The sequence below is a fragment of the Arenibacter nanhaiticus genome (assembly GCF_900141935.1).
Lineage (GTDB): Bacteria > Bacteroidota > Bacteroidia > Flavobacteriales > Flavobacteriaceae > Arenibacter > Arenibacter nanhaiticus.
Genome location: NZ_FQYX01000030.1, coordinates 30725 through 47248, shown reverse-complemented (window position 1 = coordinate 47248; position 16524 = coordinate 30725). Strand labels below are relative to the sequence as shown.

The window sequence follows — 16524 nt, the reverse complement described above, 5'->3', positions numbered from 1 at the left end:
TGTTCCAGCAGATGAAACAGCAACTGGTCCTACCCAAGAGTCCCATCGGAAAAGCTTTCCTATATACCATGAACCGTTGGGACCAGCTCAGCACCTATCTTTATGACGGCATCCTGGAAATCGATAATAACCTGGTGGAAAATGCCATAAGACCCCTGGCATTGGGAAGAAAAAACTACCTCTTTGCAGGCTCCCATGATGCCGCACAAAGGGCCGCTGGTATCTATTCCTTTTTTGCTACCTGCAAAAAACACGAGGTAAATCCATATGAATGGTTAAAGTATACCTTGGAGAATATCATGACCATCAACCATAAGGACATCCGAGACCTTTATCCACAGAATTATAAAAAACTTAAAAAAGCGTAAACATACTACAGAGGGAAGACCTTAGAAGAGTTAATCTGCCTTGCAAGACGTGGTTCGTGGGATGGATACTTTACCACTTCCTAACAAGAATCTATGATGGTCTATTTTTAACATGGGAAGAATCTACAATAAATTGGGCTAAGTTAATTCCATATGCCGTCACGATAGTTTTCTATTTCATTCTAGTTAAATGGATAAAATCAAAGCGCGAAAAGAATTATTTAGAGTTTCTACAAAATTCTCCTGGAATCAAAATAGACACAAGTTCAATAAAATATGGTGATGGTCATCCAACTTCCAATTAGAAACAAGGAGAAAAACGTGGTCTAACATCGGGTATGAAGTATGAAGCCCATCGGTGCGAAAACGTACGCTAAGAGCTCATGTTTAAATTAAGTAAGAATTTGAAATAGGGCCCAGTGGATTGATAACTATCAACAGAGGACATGTACTAAATATGATATAGTTTTAAAATGAAGAAGAGCCAAAAAAGCAAGAAAGTTGTTCATCGATAACTCAGTTGGTTTTGTGCCACAGACAGAAATGGAATTCCATAAATTATATATGTTATATATCATGCATATACTACATGTTTTACGTAACTATATTTCAACTAATTAAAATAAGTAATTTACAGTCCAGCCCTAAAGAGGGGCTACATGCTCCAGAATATCTATCCAATCAAAAAATCAGCTTGTTGCATTTCCATTCAGGTTTCTCATATACAGTTCCGTAGCCGGTTCCTGTTTAGCCTGTCCTAATAGCGAAGTCGAAGGGTTTCCCCTGCCCATAAGGGACTTGCACCCTCTAGTTTAATTAGCTACTTTGCAGGAAATAAAAGATGCCCCCGCTGGGCACACACAATTGCTATAACAAATAGAGCGTTAAGTGTTGAATCCATTAGCTTGGGCGTGTTTGAAAAGTCCGCCTAATCTTTTGTTTTGGCAATTGAAAAAGAAAAGATAATCACAAAATGCAAAAGCTTTGGCTACAGGCGCGGCCGGAAACGAAACGTTTCCCTGCCAGCCCTACTTGCCATAGCAGGACCATTGTATGCCATTCGGAAAAACAAAATCAACATATCCTAAATGGAAGGAGACGACATCAAGAGAATTTCAAGGTTGACTGCAATTGTGACACAACTGCAAACCAAAAGAATATTGACAGCAAAAAGTCTTTCTGAAAAATTTGGTGTCAGTAAACGGACTATTTACCGAGATATAAAAGCATTGGAAAAAGCAGGTGTCCCAATTTTAACAGAAGATGGGAAAGGGTACACTATAATGGAGGGATTTAGAATACCTCCAGTAATGTTCACAGAGAATCAAGCAAATGCTTTAATACTCACAGAACAGTTAGTATTAAAAAACAAAGATGCTTCATTAGTAAAAGATTATTCGGAAGCGATTGATAAAATAAAATCAATTCTTAAATATTCTATCAAAGACAAAGTAAATATACTTGCCAACAGAACTCAGTATGATGAAGTGATAAATCAAGAGCGGAACAGTAATTATTTATCAGATTTACAATATGCACTTACCAGTTACAAATTGGTGAGTATAGAATATGTCAATAAAGAAGGGACTGCTACTAAAAGGTTGATAGAGCCTTTTGCCCTTTTGAGTGCTGAAAATTGGTATTTGATTGCTTGGTGTCGTTTACGCAAGGAATTTCGATTTTTTCGTTCAGACAGAATTCAAAAAATGGAAATTCTATCAGAAGTATTTGAACCTCATAATATGACTTTACAAGAATATTTTGACAAATATCATTAATTCTTTTTGCCCCTTGCCATAAGGCTGTCACAGGTCAATTTTACATTTGTATCATTAATTCATTTAAACATTGAAAATAATGAAAAATGTAAGTTACAAAGAACTTCAATCAGTTGGATATTCAGACTCAAAAATGATTTCCTTCAATGGCTTAGAACTTGAAGTATTAGAAGCAGGTATTGAAAATACAGACAAACCTATTGTACTCTGCCACGGCTTTCCAGAGACTGCGTATTCTTGGCGTTTTCAGATTCCGGAACTTGTTAAAGCTGGCTATCATGTCATTGCTCCAAATCAGCGTGGTTATGGTAACTCATATCGTCCAACTAAAATAACGGAGTACGACATTGTACATTTAACAGATGACTTAATTGCACTACTCGATTACTATGGTTACGAAAATGCCACTTTTGTTGGTCATGATTGGGGAGCAAATGTTGTATGGAGCCTTGCATTATTGCATCCAAAGCGAGTAAATAAAATAATAAACTTGGCACTACCTTACCAAGTGCGCGGAGAAAAACCTTGGGTTGAATGGATGGAGGAAATTTTCGGAGAAGATAATTATTTTGTTCACTTTAATCGCCAACAAGGAGTCGCAGATGCTATACTAGATGAAAACAAAACTAATTTCCTTCGAAATTTATTCAGAAAGAACGTACCCCTTGCACCGCCAGAGCCAGGAATGTTAATGATTAATCTTGCAAGAGCAGAAAAACCACTTGGCGAACCAATAATGAATGAAAGTGAGTTGGCTATTTATATTTCTGCCTTCGAAACATCAGGATTTGCAGGAGCTATTAATTGGTACAGAAACCTTGACAGAAATTGGCATTTACTGGCAAATGTAAACCCAATCATTCAACATCCTACACTTATGATATATGGTGAACAGGATATGATTCCTAAGTCCGAGAGCCTGACAGATTTCGTTCCTAATGTAGAAGTGATTAGTCTAGATTGTGGTCATTGTATTCAACAAGAAAAACCAAAAGAAACCACTCAAGCAATTCTAAAATGGTTGAAACAACAGAATGTCTAAAAAGGAATTAAGCAACAAACAAGGAGATTTTCAACAAGCATTTCATCTTGCAAAGATCCCTATAGTAATTAGTCTATTTTTAACACCTGTTCGTTTTCTACTTGAACTATCTGGTCTACCTGAATATGCTATTTTTATTATTGGACTGCTCTGGTTAACCTTAGCCTTTTCCATTTATTGGGGATTTAAACTATATACCGAAAAGAAAGCATACCTCCTGCTGCTGTTTAATTTAATTATATTTTCACCTGCTTCAAGGCTTCCTGTTGTTGCTGCTTGGTGGGTTGATACTAAATGGGAAATTGGAACTCATTATGGTCTCTACTTTGATAACTGGGCACAAACACTCCTAAACCATGTTGTTTATGGAGCTCTCGTTCAAATTATTCCAGGCTTTATACTTGGTTCCATGACAATTCTTATCGTACGATACAGAAAGTCTACACCTAGACGAACTAAGTAATATAGACAATTAGAGGGTGTCTAAAGTTATTGTGAAAATAAAACGGCTTACAACAATACGTCTTCGTGTGGTCGGTACGGCCAAACATGAAGGCCTAGTTGACTGAACCGGGTCAGGATGCTCCCTATTATGGGGATTGCTATGGTTTAATGGAGTTTTATAGATGGATAGCTAAGTTCTGTCGGGTTCTCTAAAGTGACCAAAAAACCCTTTTCCTTTGTCTGTCCGGGTTCCATTGTGGTATTTCTATACCTTTTATTCTGTCCAAGACCATCCTTTATGCCCGTTATCTTGATTTTGGCCATGGGGGTCCCCTTACGCTTTTTGGGGCGTTTTGCAGGGGGTACTATTTTTCAACCGGTCCGCCCATATTCCTGGCGGGCCACGGCTGTCGAATACCGCTACGGTCACCTTAAGCCCGACGTTGCAATAAAGACATCGACGATGTTTTAAGAGTGGCCGTTCAGGTATCATCGCTCTACCAAGGGCCTGTTGCAATAAAGGGAGCAACTCATTCTTTTTAGGGGTATGAAGCCCATCGGTGCGAAAACGTACGCTAAGAACTCAAGTTCAAATTAAGTAATAATTTGAAATAGGCCCAAGGGAAGGAAGGGTAGCTGTCGCCTAAGGCCATATACTGTATATGCTATAGTAATAAAAGGAAGAAAGGTCAAAAAAACAAAAGAAACATATTGATACTTACATCGCTTAGTGTTGTGCTAGGAGCAGGGATTTCAACAAAATATATTATATATATTAAACATCATTCATATATTACATGTTTTACGTAACTATATTTCAACTTCTTAAAATAAGTAATTTACAGTCCAGTCCTAAAGAGGGGCTACATGCTCCAGAATATCTATCCAATCAAAAAATCAGCTTGTTGCATTTCCATTCAGGTTTCTCATATACAGTCCCGTAGCCGATTCCTGTTTATCCTGTCCAAATACCGAAGTCAAAGGGTTTACCCTAGCTATAAGGGACTTGCACCCTCTAGATTAATTAGCTACTTTGCTGTAAATAAAAGATGCCCATGCTGGGCACACACAATTGCTATAACAAATAGAGCGTTAAGTGTTGAATCCATTAGCTTGGGCGTGTTTGAAAAGTCCGCCTAATCTTTTGTTTTGGCGCTTGTAACAAAAAAATTAAGAACAGAATGTAAAAGCTTTGGCTACGGGCCCGTCCGGAAACGAAACGTTTCCTCGCCGGCCCTACTTGCAGAACCGTTGTGGTGCATTTATTAAGATTCAACAAAGAACAAATGACAAGAAATAAAATATACTTTGCTGGACCCCTTTTCAGCATGGCAGAAAGAAATTTTAATGAAAACCTTACTTCAAAAATTGAAAGTATTTATTTTAAGGTTTTCTTACCGCAAAGAGATGGTGCCGAATTAGATAAACCACCTTTTATCGGAATAACGCAATCAGAAAGAAATAAAGCCATATTTGACCTTGATATTAGACAAGTGCTAAGCTGTGATATTTTCATATTTGTTCTAGATGGCAGAGTTCCGGACGAAGGCGCTTGTTTTGAATTAGGAATAGCATATAATCAAAATAAACATATAATTGGACTACATACTGATATGAGAGCCTCATTTATTGACTCGAAATTAAATGCGATAATAGAAGGTGCTTTTGATAAAATCTTTACCTCTGAAAAAGAGTTAATAGATTATTTAAGTGAGTTGCAACGAGCACAATTTGACTCAGTTAAAATTGAACAGAATAGATAATCCAAATAAAGCAATACGGAATAAACACACCATGTATAACCGCAATTACCGCGGATTGGACTACGTCCGAATCCACTCGGAATTGCTAAAATCTGTGCTAAACCGAAAATTAACGCACATAAACCCGTAACTGACGGTTATACTTACCGTTATACAACGGTTTAAAATCGTGTTCAAAAATAGAATCATAAGATTAAAATTGTAACTTTGGTATTATGGGTTTAAGTTTAGAAAATAAGAAAATTGAATTAATTCAATGGTTATCTACATTGAATGATAAGTCTCTGATTGATAAATTAATGAAATTAAGAGAAAAAGAAAAAAGCGATTGGTGGAATGAAATTTCTGCAAAAGAAAAAGAGTCCATTGAAAAAGGAATTTTAGATGCTGATAACGGAAATTTGACTTCTCACTCAAACGTGAAAGGAATTTATGAAAAGTGGTTATAAAATACTGTGGACTGACCACGCAATATCTGAACTTAAAGAAACTTTAGAATACCTAGAAAATAATTGGACTGAAAGAGAATTAAGAACATTTTCAGCTAAATTAGACCACACAATTGAACTGATTTCAAAGTCACCTGAAATCTTCCCTACATCTTTTGAAAAAAAGAATATCCGAAAGGCTGTAGTTGAAAAACATAATAATCTCTATTACAGAATTAATCAAAATTCAATTGAGATCGTTTCTTTGTTTTCCAATAGAAAAAATCCGAAAAAAAAGAAAATATAAAACCGTTCCACAAAACCGGTAACCGTTGCACAAGCCCATAAATTCACGAAAACCGAATTCATTTAAGCCCTTTTTAGGGCTTTCTTATTGTGTCCACTTGACGGTCCAGCTATATTCTGGAGGGCTTAAAAACAAGTATACTAAGTTGGCTATATCCCAAAAACAGGACAAATTTTCCGGTATAAATTTATTATTGGGCCTAGTGGAAGCGCAACCGTCACCAGTGGCCATGTACTGTATATGCTATAGTTATAAAATGAAGAAAGGCCAAAAAAGCAAAAGAATAATCTAGATCGATTTATACTAAGAATAGGGCAGAACGCAGTGTATTATACATATTAAATATAGTCTATATATATAATATTTTACTACGTTATATTATAATGTTTTAAATAGATTTTTACAAGCTATATTACATTCCAAATAGACCTTTGGATGTAAAGTATGTTGAATCTATTCTAAGATTTTTTTTTATTTCCCTACAATTGTAATAATATTGGATCTAATATTTATAAGGAAAGGACCATATGGCTTTGGTTGTAAACGGTAATTACAAATACATAGAATTTGGATATAACTAGTAACCGTTGATTTAAAATCAATCAAAATATATTAGAGATAAAAACATTGATATAGTCACACAGCAATGAAAAATTTAATACTCAAAACAAGGGCAATTCAAGTTCTATTTCTAATTGGAATACTTTCTTTAGGTTCTTGTAGAAACGAAGGAAAAAATGCAACCGAAAGCAAAGTCACATCTGAAATACAAAACAAAGACAAACATAGTTCGACCATAGATAAAGAACTTCTTGTCGGGCCCTGGAAAGACCAATCTGAATTTGCATTACATTTCACCCTTTTTAAAGATGGCTCCGCTAGTTCCGACAATATGAAAACCTTTCTCTACAGAACCTGGGAAGTACAAGGAAACCAAATTACCTTCACTGTTGAAAGTATTGGAAATGGCACATCTTTTATTGATAATGAAACCTACGTTATTGATAAGCTAACTAAAGATAGTTTGATCTTGAAAAACGGAGAATATCGATTTGAATACACGAAATAATAAAAAAACGAAACACCAATAAATAAGTTCGGGCCGCCAACAATCCAGAGCTAAAGGTCTTGTTGACGGATTCGGTATTTTTAAATGGGGAAAGTACTGAGTAGGTAAAAATGCCTCTACCCTAAACCGTCCTCGGAAAAAAGAGCTTCACAGGAAAAAAGGGCGATTGAAAAAGGTCAAAATAGCAAGAAGTTCTATCTACTCTTCAGCTTGATTTGTGCCATGAATAGGAGCAGAATGAAATACATTACACATGTTAAATTTAATCTATATATATAATATATTACTACACTGGATATGCAAACGAAAGTTGCCCTATAAGTTAAGCAGCATATTCGTAATTAATTTTTCTGTTATTAAATTCTTCAATGGTCATATAGTTCAAGTAGGAGTGTCGTCTTTTTTTATTATACCACAACTCAATATATTCAAAGATTTCTCTTTCCATCTCCTCTCTAGTTAACAGGGTGTTCCCGTAAATCAGTTCCGTTTTAAGCGATTTAAAAAAGCTTTCTGCCACTGAGTTATCCCAACAGTTACCTGTTCTACTCATGCTTCTTACTACTTTGTAAGATTCCAGTGTATTGGCAAATGCTCTATTAGCGTATTGAATTCCTTGATCAGAATGAAAAATAAGGCCTTCGGCAATCTTACGGTTTTTAATAGCCATTCGCCAAGCAGGTAATGTTGTTAGGTTGGTAGCCATGCTTTTACTCAAGCTCCAGCCTATGAGTTTTCTATCATACAGGTCAATTACTGTTGTCAGAAATAAAAAGCCTTCTTTTACAGAGATGTAAGTGATATCGGATACCCAAGCTTGGGAAGGTTTATTTGGCTCAAACTCACGATCTAAAACGTTTTCTACCACTTGGTAGTTGTGCTTAGAGTCTGTGGTCGCTTTAAACTTCTTAGCTAGCTTACTACGCAGCCCCATCTCTCGCATATATTTAGCTACAGTAATTCGCGATATCTTATACCCTCTACTGTGTAGCTCCACAGTGATCCTAGGACTGCCATATCGCTGTTTAAACTCGAAATACACTTCGGTTATCAACTTTTTAAACTTCTCTTTTTTCAACTCTCTTTTACTAGTAGAAGACCGCTTCCACCTGTAATAGCTCCGTAGTCCTATAGCTAGGACTTTGCACATTTTATCAATCGGAAATATACCCTCATTGTTTTTTATGAATGCATATATCAACGATCGGTCTTGGAGAAAATGGCCACCGCTTTTTTTAATATCTCATGTTCTAACTCAACATCACGTAACTTTTTCTCTAACTCATGGATTCTTTCTTGCTCTGGGGATAGCTTTAAGTTGCCATTACCTGGAAAACTACCCTCGCCAAATTCTTTGAATTCCTTGCGCCAACTATATAAAAGATACGGCTTTATACCAAGCTCTCTAGCTAGTTCTGAAAGGTTCTTTCTCCCTTTACTTAACGCTACAGCTTGGCGTTTAAAGGCTGTGTCATAGGTTTTTCTTTTTTGTGTCATAGTCCAAATTTAAGATTTTGTACTTAACTCGTAGTGCAGGCTAAGTTAGCACATCCACACTATAATTCAGCAATTTGAATTATACATACCGCAAAAAACAATAAATATCTAAATACTGATTCACAAAGGATTAAATTCATGATGCCAGCATAAAAAACAGAAAGTGAACTAGTTCATTTTATCAATTTGATGCAAGTTTTAAAGCAACCGAATTTGAACTTTTGTGTCTAATTAATAAATAAAGACAATATGCCTTCTAAAAATATAATTGCATTTTTATGTTCAATATTCTTACTTATTTCTTGCAGTAAAAAAGAAATAGACAATCAGATTTCATATGAGATAATTGACCAAAGTACTTTAAGCTATTCTGACGAAAATAAAATCCCTAAGCAGTTTAAAGTCTTTGAAAGTGAAAATGAATGGATGGATTTTCTCCCAGTAATTGAAAGAGTAAATCCTGATCAAGCAGAAAGTTTGAGAAATCTAAAATTCGATTTTACCAGTAATAATTTAATATTTGTCATTGGAGAGTTTTATAATTATTGCTGTAGTGAAATAACCATTGACAAGGTGTACGAAAATGATGGAAAAATTATGGTAGATTTTAAAGAAAGTGGGCCAGGAAGCGCAACTGCATTAAGTCAGGCTTACTTAATTCTAAAATCCCAAAAAATCAGGTAATCTTAAAATTGAGCCTTTATCCCCACTGGAGGGGTAGCTGTCACCAAAGGCAATGTATTATAGTGGCCATAGATATAAAGGGAAGAAAGGTCAAAAAACAAAAAGTTGCTCATCGCTACCTCGGTGCGACCTGTGCCAAGAATAAGGCCATAATGCCATATGTTAAATATAGTGCACATACATAATATATTACTTCGCTGTATTCAAATGTATTAACATCTACTTTATATATGTTTTTGTGTGAAAAACATATAGGGATTTAAAAAACATACAAGAGCAAATTCTATATACCTCCCCCTCAAGCAGCATCGAATTGTTGTATTTTCTATCTATTCAATTTGTTATTAACTTACCAATAGTGTACTATTCCTTGTTTATTTTCCGAACTTCGAATAAAATCCTATTTTCAACCGTTAAAGGGTGGTTTTGAGACAGACTGACGTTAGTTGGAATTAATAAATTTCGTTCTGTTACATTAATTGTGGATAAATGATTGTACTTTTGATACTATCAAATGATAGTATCAAAATGAAACCTCCTTACGAAATAACACCTAAAATTTTAAAATTAATAACTTCCATTTCTGAAAAAATCGGAGAAGTAAATGCTAACTTTTTAAACAGACCTTCCCCGAAATTAAGAAAACAGAATAGAATCAAAACAATTCATTCTTCATTAAAAATTGAAGGAAACACTTTAACTGAAGAACAGATTACGGCACTTGTAGAACACAAAAGGGTGATTGGGCCTAAAAAAGACGTTATCGAAGTTTTAAACGCAATTGAGATTTATGAAAATTTAGAAAAATACGATCCCAAAAAAGAAAAGTCTTTTCTAGAGGCACATAAACACTTAATGAAGGATCTCATTAATGATGCTGGAAAATACAGAAATCAAAGTGTTGGGATTGTAAAAGGGGAGAAAGTAGAACATTTAGCTCCACCTTTTGAGAATGTTCCGTTTTTAATGAAAGAGCTTTTTGACTACTTAAAAAATGAAGACGAAATTGAACTTATTAAAAGCTGTGTGTTTCATTACGAAATGGAATTTATTCATCCTTTTTTAGATGGAAATGGCAGAATGGGAAGACTATGGCAAACCTTAATTCTAATGGAAAAATATCCGGTGTTTGAGTTTTTGCCTTTTGAAACACTTATTAGTAACGATCAAGAAAAATACTATAAAGCTTTAGCAGAATCTGATAAAGCTGGGCAATCAACAAATTTTATTGAATACATGTTAAGTGTCATTGACCTATCGATTAGCGAACTTCTAAAATTTAATAACAGGACATTAAACGAAAAAGATAGGCTTGACTATTTCATTACATTAAATAAAACTGAATTCACTAGAAAAGATTATATGGATGTTTTTAAAGATATTTCTTCAGCAACAGCAAGTAGAGATTTAAAAAAAGGAGTTGGATTAAACTTATTTGAGAAAATTGGAGAAAAGAATAAAACCATCTACCGATTAAAATAACTGGGCACAATTAACTAGACGGAGCCGCCCCTAAATAGAAACGGACTGCGCCTCTCACACCTCCCAGCGTACGGGTATCGTACTGGGCGGTTCGATAATGAAACTTAACGTTTGTAGTATTCCCATAGACTAACATAACCTTTCCTCTTTAACCGTTTTAAGGGTATGAAGCCCATCGGTGCGAAAACGTACGCTAAGAACTCATGTTTAAATTAAGTAAGAATTTGAAATAGGCCCAGTGGATTGATAACTATCAACAGAGGACATGTACTAAATATGATATAGTTATAAAATGAAGAAAGGTCAAAAAAGCAAGAAGTTTAATCTACACTTTAGCTTGATTTGTGCCAAGAATAAGGCCATAATGCAATATGTTAAATATAGTGTACATACATAATATATTACTTCGCTGTATTCAAATGTATTAACATCTACTTTATATATGTTTTTTACACAAAAACATATAGGGATTTATAAAATATTTCCGGATATAGGGGTAGGGGCAGAGGAAGGCAAGCCATCATAAATGGCCTGATCGGGAATACTCGTTTTTCCACCCGTGACCAAAAGCTTGACTTACATATTTACCGCTAGAAAAAGAGTCAAAAAAGCAACAAAATTAAAAGAAAATCCGTATTTTTACCTTGAAAGAAGCAAACGCAAGTTTGAATCGAAAAGCGGAATTACTGTAATGGTAGTTCCGTTTTTTTTATTTTTATAGGGTCTTTGCCGTAGGTTCGTTCTTTCCCCTTTGAAAGCTTTTCAAAAGTGCCCCCAATTCCCCTTTTTTATACTCATAGATGTTGAACCATATCCAGTTGGGAAATGCCTTGGTGATAAAACTGTTAAAGCTCAAAAGGTTGTTGACGTTCTGATACTTCTTGAAAGAACAGTTCGGGCATTTGACGTCGATCCTTTTATTCTCGTTGACCTTTGCCTGGCATTCTCCACAAAGGACTTTGATGATTGCTCTATAACGGATATGTGCCATAATTTATGGGTGTTTTATGATCGATTGTGTTTATTTTCCTTGGGCAAGCCGCTATAGGGATCAAAATAGAATGGATGCATTTTAAAAGGTACCGATACGGAGGTTTCTTCTTTCACTTTGAAGTCCCCGGAATTTTGATGCCTCCTTAAATTACACTTTCCCCTTTAACGGCCTATTTAGCCCTTACAATGGTACCTTCTTCATTTTTCAGTTCATATTCCTTTAGAACTCGTTTATTGATAAGACGGCCATCTTCCATTTCATCTTCCACATATAGAAAAACCTTGGTAGGATATTCATCATAAGGAAAAAACCTGCTCAACATTTCAGCACATTTTTCCGCTTCGGCCAGATCATTTCCAAAACCCTGGTACATCCAAAATGATTCAATGTCCATTTGCTCCGTTTCCAGTTCTACCGTATACACCTTGTCCATAATTTTTAGTTTGTTTAATTATTATTCTTGAGTGTCTTCCCATATCAAATATTCCCGGTACCACTCCCAGGCGCTGTCCAGAACCTCCAGTTCACCATGGTTAGAATGTTCGGTATTATTGGTGTGGTAGGCAAAGGTAAAATCCTCCCCAAAATAAGAATATTTCTTTCTCGTTTTACCATCAAAAACAACATCTTCAAATTCATCGTGCGCTATCACCTCGATAAGGGATATTCCCCTATGGACAATAAATTGGCGCTGGTCGTTAAAGCTGTCGTCCTTGATCGGGAATTCTCCGAAAATAAATTCCGGTAATGTGAAATCTTTACTCATAGTCGTTTTTAAAATTCTAAAATAAAAGTTTCAATCCTGATCGAAGCCATACTTTACCAACTCTTTTAACAAGGATCGGTAATGTTTTTCTGGAAAGTTCCTGCGCTCGTTTAGAAAGTGCCGTAGGGTATCCTTAGGTATCCCACAGTTGTCCTCCAACTTTCTGATGGAAAGGGCATCCCGTTCCAAAAGCCAATCCCGTAGGGGTATATATTTGTAATCCATAATATCATAGATTCTTTGAGCTATTACAAATGTACGCAAAAGCGTACATTTAAAAAAATAATCGAGCAAAAAAAAGGGCTATAAAAGCCCTTCGTCCGCAAAGGAGAAGTATCCCTCCCTGGTGATTATAATGCTGTCAAGGGTGGCAATGTCCAACAATTTGGAGGCTTCGCTCAATTTGTTCGAAATATGTTTATCGGCTTCCGAGGGGGTGAGATTCCCAGAGGGATGATTGTGGACTAGCACTAGGCAGCTTGTCTTGATAAGAATGGCTTGTCTCAGAATGTCCTTTATCGAGATCAAGCACCCACTGTCGGTTCCCGAGGATAGATGATGTACGTTCACGACCTGATTTTTTCGGTTCAGATGTATGATCTTTACTTCTTCGTGATCGTCCATAATCTGCTCAAAGAAGGGATAAATGAACTCCCTGACCGAACGGGATGTGTCTATTTTAATAGTGGGCAGTGCTGTTCTTCGGTAAATGGCGGTTAACTCACCGACGAAATCTTTGAAGGTTGCGATTCTAATGTCTTCCATGATAGTATATTTTTAAGGTTATGCAGCGGAAAACAATCAACAGCAGCGCAGCGGTGGGGATAAGTCCATGTGGAGATTTTAAAAAATTGCGGTGGGTTCCCCCGAAAGGAGGGATACCCCATTTTTTCAAATACTACATGGACAGGGCAAAGGCGGCTTGATTACCTTGCAGCATACCTATGAAAAATGAATCTTTGGGCCAGCGCGGACCTTAATAGACCAACAACTCCCTGATCATTTCAAAAGGGTTCGATACCCTTTTGAAATGAATGGCGCCGAAATAGACCCAACATAGGGAACACCCCATTTTATACTTTATATATTTCATGTATCCTATATGTTTAATATAATGTACATATATAACATATTATGACACTCTTATATAATATTTTACAATTAATTCTGTTCATGAAATACAGCCGTACTGTATTAAAATGACCTTACCGAAAAGGCCAAGGAAGGAGTAGAAGTTTAGGATCTATGGAAATATCTTTTAGTAATGGAAGGTTACTTTTAAAGCACTTATCGATTGTTCTGTTTTCCTAAAGTCGTATTTTTTTCCTTATAATTGTAATAATATTGGTTATCCAAAACACCGGTAAACAGTATGTATTAAACTGATGTTAGGAGTTGGCAGGAATAAAGGAAATGGGGCAGAAAATAGATATAATAAATAAAACTGAATACCAAGAAGTAGTAAATGTATGGGAGTCTTCGGTAAGAGCAACACATCATTTTATAAGAGAAGAAGATATTGAATATTTTAAACCTCTAATCTTAAACACATATTTGGATGCAGTTGAATTACGGTGTATAAGGAACAATAAGAACCATATAGTCGGTTTTCTTGGTGCCGCTGAACAGAACTTAGAAATGCTATTCATTCACCCTGATTATAGAGGGAAAAGGATAGGTAAATCATTATTGGATTATTCTATTGACAATCTAAATGTTACTAAAGTTGACGTAAATGAACAGAATGAACAAGCGGTTGGCTTTTACAAACATTGCGGATTTGAAATAATAGGTCGCTCTGAATTGGATTCTTCCCGAAAACCTTATCCCATTTTACATATGGAGTTGAAGAAATAGAAGCAATGCTCCTTAATTTTCTAAGAGGGCGTATTCAGCGCCTCCATCAATTCTGTTTTTTTATTTCGGCTTAACGGTATTTGTTTTCCGGAAACTTCAACATTCTTACTAGTGTACTTTTCGATCTTATCCAGGTTTATGATATAAGATTTATGTATTCTAAGGAATTTATCCTCCGGCAACTTTTGTTTAAAGGATTTCATGGTAGATAGTATAACGATATTAGCATCATCCGTAACCAATTTAATATAGTCGCCAAGGGCTTCGATCCATTTTATGTCGTCAAGGAAAACTTTTCGATTTTTCAGGTTGCTTTTCACAACGATATGCTCCTCATTTTCGTTTACTTTATTTAGCTGTTCATATTTACCTACTGCTCTCTTAACCGAGATATTAAAACGAGCTGAAGAGAGGGGTTTGTGAAGATAATCCGTTACATCGTAATCAAATGCCTTAAGGGCATAATCGGCCTTACCGGTTATCAAGACTACCTGTGGACGGCTACTCATAGACTCCAAAAGATCGAAACCATTAATGATCGGCATTTCAATATCTAGGAAAATAAGATCTATCTCATTGCTTTCGATGCCTTTCCTTGCTTCAAGAGCATTGCTGTACTCCGCTACCAGTAATAAGTTTGGATGATCATTTATTAACTTTGCCACGGCAATCCGCTGTAAAGATGAATCGTCCACAATTACACTTCTTAATTTCATAAGGGATGATTTGCAGTTTATATCATCGTTAAAGTAGGTAAATAACATGTTTCATCCCATTATACGTTGTGAAAATGGCTTTAAATGTTATGTAGATAGGGATTATCAAGGTTAATAAGGTTTATGGAATGATTCAAATCATTCCGGTCTAGATTCCCATACGACTACAACGACTGGCTTTTTCTATACCGTTAATTATTGAAAATATGAGATGAAAACCTAAAATTTAACTTCATATAACCACTCATGAACTTGATTAATTCTAAGTTCCATAAATGGTTGATTTTACAAGGAAAAATGACAATTCCCTTCTGTTTTATAGACTCTTGAAAAGCGAATTCTTATTGCCAAGAGACATTTAAATCTAAATTATAAATTCGTGCCTATTCAATAGCTCTTAGAATAAACTGCTTACAATAGTGGCTATAATTCAGTCTTACTTCCTGCAAAAGAGAAAATTCATTACTTTTAATCCGGAACGATTCCTTTCCCGAAAAATCCTTAAGGATTTCCCAGACCGAAATCATACACAAGAACGTTGTGGCTAATTTGAATCAACCATGAAATTATTTAGAAAAATTCGAAATAAGTTGATTATAGACAATAAAAAAACTCAGTACCTGAAGTATGCTTTAGGAGAAATCGTTCTGGTTGTCATTGGAATTTTGATTGCGATACAGATAAATAATTGGAACCAGTCGATTAAGGATAATGATTCGTTAAATGAATATTTAACTAAAATTAAAACACATACAGCAGAAGATATAGAACAATTAGAACAACTATCAAAAGGAAGAAAACAGATTGCAGACCTCTGTAAAAAAGCGCGAAATAGCATTTTGCAAAAGACTGAAAATGAAAATCTTTTTTTATTCATGATAGCTGGTACTGCCTTTGCCGATTTCTATTTCAAACCCAATTCAGGTGGTTATGAATCATTGAAAAACTCTGCCTATTATGGTAAAATAAACAATACAAAACTCGATTCGCTTTTAGCTAAATACCACGGATTAGTGGACATTATTGCAGAAAACGAAAAGAGTTATAATCAGTATACCGTTCATCAAGAAAATTACCTCGATACTCAATTCGACAGGTCAGTTATTTTAGCTTCTGCATTTATGCCATTAGATTCATTAGCAAACAAAGCTACACCCCAGTCCGAATATGATCAAGCATTCATTGAGTACACCGCAAAACCAGCCTACCGAAATGTTATTAGTTTGGCAGCGTGGCAATTCGATACTATGATTGAACAATATCAAGAATTAACAGAACTAGGGCATCTTATAATTGAAGAAATAGATCGGACAACCGCAGACTAAATAA

Annotated in this window: 21 protein-coding genes; 12 read left to right on the top strand and 9 right to left on the bottom strand. The window is 35.5% G+C overall.

Going from position 1 to position 16524, the window contains the following annotated elements:
• The 8 genes from BUA16_RS15110 to BUA16_RS15075 all read left to right on the top strand — a co-directional run.
• Positions 1 to 368, top strand: a 368-nt coding sequence (locus tag BUA16_RS15110; RefSeq protein ID WP_143150530.1) for an IS66 family transposase, incomplete at its 5' end; no start/stop codon positions are given.
• Between the two features lie 1088 nt (positions 369 to 1456).
• Positions 1457 to 2146, top strand: a complete 690-nt coding sequence (locus BUA16_RS15105; protein ID WP_072765586.1) for a helix-turn-helix transcriptional regulator — start codon at positions 1457 to 1459, stop codon at positions 2144 to 2146.
• 79 nt (positions 2147 to 2225) lie between these two features.
• Positions 2226 to 3188: an alpha/beta fold hydrolase gene (locus BUA16_RS15100; RefSeq protein ID WP_072765585.1), complete on the top strand. Its 963-nt coding sequence runs from the start codon at positions 2226 to 2228 to the stop codon at positions 3186 to 3188.
• Positions 3181 to 3651, top strand: a complete 471-nt coding sequence (locus BUA16_RS15095; RefSeq protein ID WP_072765584.1) for a hypothetical protein — start codon at positions 3181 to 3183, stop codon at positions 3649 to 3651. The genes BUA16_RS15100 and BUA16_RS15095 overlap by 8 nt, the downstream gene beginning before the upstream one ends.
• Before the next feature lie 1267 nt (positions 3652 to 4918).
• On the top strand, positions 4919 to 5395 hold the full coding sequence (locus BUA16_RS15090; protein ID WP_072765583.1) for a nucleoside 2-deoxyribosyltransferase: 477 nt from the start codon (positions 4919 to 4921) through the stop codon (positions 5393 to 5395).
• 215 nt (positions 5396 to 5610) lie between these two features.
• Complete coding sequence (locus BUA16_RS15085; protein WP_072765582.1) at positions 5611 to 5844, top strand: hypothetical protein; 234 nt, start codon at positions 5611 to 5613, stop codon at positions 5842 to 5844.
• Positions 5828 to 6130, top strand: a complete 303-nt coding sequence (locus BUA16_RS15080) for a type II toxin-antitoxin system RelE/ParE family toxin (RefSeq protein WP_072765581.1) — start codon at positions 5828 to 5830, stop codon at positions 6128 to 6130. Before BUA16_RS15085 ends, BUA16_RS15080 begins: the two co-directional genes overlap by 17 nt.
• A gap of 646 nt (positions 6131 to 6776) precedes the next feature.
• A complete protein-coding gene (locus BUA16_RS15075) occupies positions 6777 to 7199 on the top strand; it encodes a lipocalin family protein (RefSeq protein WP_072765580.1) in 423 nt (140 codons plus the stop codon).
• Positions 7200 to 7521: 322 nt separating this feature from the next.
• Here BUA16_RS15075 and BUA16_RS15070 read toward each other — a convergent pair whose 3' ends face one another.
• Both BUA16_RS15070 and BUA16_RS18990 read right to left on the bottom strand, forming a co-directional pair.
• A complete protein-coding gene (locus BUA16_RS15070; protein WP_072765579.1) occupies positions 7522 to 8400 on the bottom strand; it encodes an IS3 family transposase in 879 nt (292 codons plus the stop codon).
• On the bottom strand, positions 8397 to 8696 hold the full coding sequence (locus tag BUA16_RS18990; RefSeq protein WP_072765578.1) for an IS3 family transposase: 300 nt from the start codon (positions 8694 to 8696) through the stop codon (positions 8397 to 8399). The genes BUA16_RS15070 and BUA16_RS18990 overlap by 4 nt, the downstream gene beginning before the upstream one ends.
• Positions 8697 to 8945: 249 nt before the next feature.
• On the opposite strand from BUA16_RS18990, the gene BUA16_RS15060 reads away from it, so the two are divergent.
• Entirely contained in the window at positions 8946 to 9380 is a 435-nt protein-coding gene (locus BUA16_RS15060) for a protease complex subunit PrcB family protein (RefSeq protein WP_072765577.1), read from the top strand.
• 2 nt (positions 9381 to 9382) lie between these two features.
• Here BUA16_RS15060 and BUA16_RS18710 read toward each other — a convergent pair whose 3' ends face one another.
• Positions 9383 to 9559, bottom strand: a complete 177-nt coding sequence (locus BUA16_RS18710) for a hypothetical protein (RefSeq protein WP_178338895.1) — start codon at positions 9557 to 9559, stop codon at positions 9383 to 9385.
• 349 nt (positions 9560 to 9908) lie between these two features.
• Between BUA16_RS18710 and BUA16_RS15055 the strand changes: the two genes are divergently transcribed.
• Positions 9909 to 10862, top strand: coding sequence for a Fic family protein (locus tag BUA16_RS15055; protein WP_072765576.1), 954 nt, complete (start codon positions 9909 to 9911; stop codon positions 10860 to 10862).
• A gap of 715 nt (positions 10863 to 11577) precedes the next feature.
• Here BUA16_RS15055 and BUA16_RS15050 read toward each other — a convergent pair.
• The 5 genes from BUA16_RS15050 to BUA16_RS15030 form a co-directional block, all read right to left on the bottom strand.
• Positions 11578 to 11853 (bottom strand): hypothetical protein, encoded by a 276-nt coding sequence (locus BUA16_RS15050; protein ID WP_072765575.1) that lies wholly within the window; start codon positions 11851 to 11853, stop codon positions 11578 to 11580.
• Between the two features lie 172 nt (positions 11854 to 12025).
• A complete protein-coding gene (locus BUA16_RS15045) occupies positions 12026 to 12289 on the bottom strand; it encodes a hypothetical protein (RefSeq protein ID WP_072765574.1) in 264 nt (87 codons plus the stop codon).
• A gap of 21 nt (positions 12290 to 12310) precedes the next feature.
• A complete protein-coding gene (locus BUA16_RS15040; RefSeq protein WP_072765573.1) occupies positions 12311 to 12622 on the bottom strand; it encodes a hypothetical protein in 312 nt (103 codons plus the stop codon).
• A 30-nt stretch (positions 12623 to 12652) separates the two neighbouring features.
• Positions 12653 to 12886 carry a hypothetical protein gene (locus tag BUA16_RS15035; protein ID WP_143150529.1) on the bottom strand — a complete coding sequence of 78 codons (234 nt, stop codon included), beginning with the start codon at positions 12884 to 12886 and terminating at the stop codon, positions 12653 to 12655.
• A gap of 39 nt (positions 12887 to 12925) precedes the next feature.
• The gene (locus tag BUA16_RS15030) at positions 12926 to 13387 is read right to left on the bottom strand and encodes a JAB domain-containing protein (RefSeq protein WP_084668520.1); all 462 of its coding nucleotides are present in this window, start codon (positions 13385 to 13387) and stop codon (positions 12926 to 12928) included.
• A gap of 630 nt (positions 13388 to 14017) precedes the next feature.
• Here BUA16_RS15030 and BUA16_RS15025 point away from each other — a divergent pair.
• Positions 14018 to 14479, top strand: coding sequence for a GNAT family N-acetyltransferase (locus BUA16_RS15025; protein WP_317045401.1), 462 nt, complete (start codon positions 14018 to 14020; stop codon positions 14477 to 14479).
• Positions 14480 to 14499: 20 nt separating this feature from the next.
• Here BUA16_RS15025 and BUA16_RS15020 read toward each other — a convergent pair whose 3' ends face one another.
• Positions 14500 to 15195 carry a LytR/AlgR family response regulator transcription factor gene (locus BUA16_RS15020; RefSeq protein WP_072765587.1) on the bottom strand — a complete coding sequence of 232 codons (696 nt, stop codon included), beginning with the start codon at positions 15193 to 15195 and terminating at the stop codon, positions 14500 to 14502.
• 560 nt (positions 15196 to 15755) lie between these two features.
• Here BUA16_RS15020 and BUA16_RS15015 point away from each other — a divergent pair.
• On the top strand, positions 15756 to 16520 hold the full coding sequence (locus BUA16_RS15015; RefSeq protein WP_072765570.1) for a DUF6090 family protein: 765 nt from the start codon (positions 15756 to 15758) through the stop codon (positions 16518 to 16520).
• Positions 16521 to 16524 lie beyond the last annotated feature (4 nt).

Coding starts and splice junctions, on each gene's coding strand:
- BUA16_RS15045 (WP_072765574.1), bottom strand. CDS start 12,289: ATGGACAAGGTGTATACGGTAGAACTGGAAACGGAGCAAATGGACATT.
- BUA16_RS15105 (WP_072765586.1), top strand. CDS start 1,457: ATGGAAGGAGACGACATCAAGAGAATTTCAAGGTTGACTGCAATTGTG.
- BUA16_RS15100 (WP_072765585.1), top strand. CDS start 2,226: ATGAAAAATGTAAGTTACAAAGAACTTCAATCAGTTGGATATTCAGAC.
- BUA16_RS18710 (WP_178338895.1), bottom strand. CDS start 9,559: ATGTGCACTATATTTAACATATGGCATTATGGCCTTATTCTTGGCACA.
- BUA16_RS15060 (WP_072765577.1), top strand. CDS start 8,946: ATGCCTTCTAAAAATATAATTGCATTTTTATGTTCAATATTCTTACTT.
- BUA16_RS18990 (WP_072765578.1), bottom strand. CDS start 8,696: ATGACACAAAAAAGAAAAACCTATGACACAGCCTTTAAACGCCAAGCT.
- BUA16_RS15075 (WP_072765580.1), top strand. CDS start 6,777: ATGAAAAATTTAATACTCAAAACAAGGGCAATTCAAGTTCTATTTCTA.
- BUA16_RS15090 (WP_072765583.1), top strand. CDS start 4,919: ATGACAAGAAATAAAATATACTTTGCTGGACCCCTTTTCAGCATGGCA.
- BUA16_RS15040 (WP_072765573.1), bottom strand. CDS start 12,622: ATGAGTAAAGATTTCACATTACCGGAATTTATTTTCGGAGAATTCCCG.
- BUA16_RS15095 (WP_072765584.1), top strand. CDS start 3,181: ATGTCTAAAAAGGAATTAAGCAACAAACAAGGAGATTTTCAACAAGCA.
- BUA16_RS15020 (WP_072765587.1), bottom strand. CDS start 15,195: ATGAAATTAAGAAGTGTAATTGTGGACGATTCATCTTTACAGCGGATT.
- BUA16_RS15030 (WP_084668520.1), bottom strand. CDS start 13,387: ATGGAAGACATTAGAATCGCAACCTTCAAAGATTTCGTCGGTGAGTTA.
- BUA16_RS15055 (WP_072765576.1), top strand. CDS start 9,909: ATGAAACCTCCTTACGAAATAACACCTAAAATTTTAAAATTAATAACT.
- BUA16_RS15050 (WP_072765575.1), bottom strand. CDS start 11,853: ATGGCACATATCCGTTATAGAGCAATCATCAAAGTCCTTTGTGGAGAA.
- BUA16_RS15085 (WP_072765582.1), top strand. CDS start 5,611: ATGGGTTTAAGTTTAGAAAATAAGAAAATTGAATTAATTCAATGGTTA.
- BUA16_RS15080 (WP_072765581.1), top strand. CDS start 5,828: ATGAAAAGTGGTTATAAAATACTGTGGACTGACCACGCAATATCTGAA.
- BUA16_RS15015 (WP_072765570.1), top strand. CDS start 15,756: ATGAAATTATTTAGAAAAATTCGAAATAAGTTGATTATAGACAATAAA.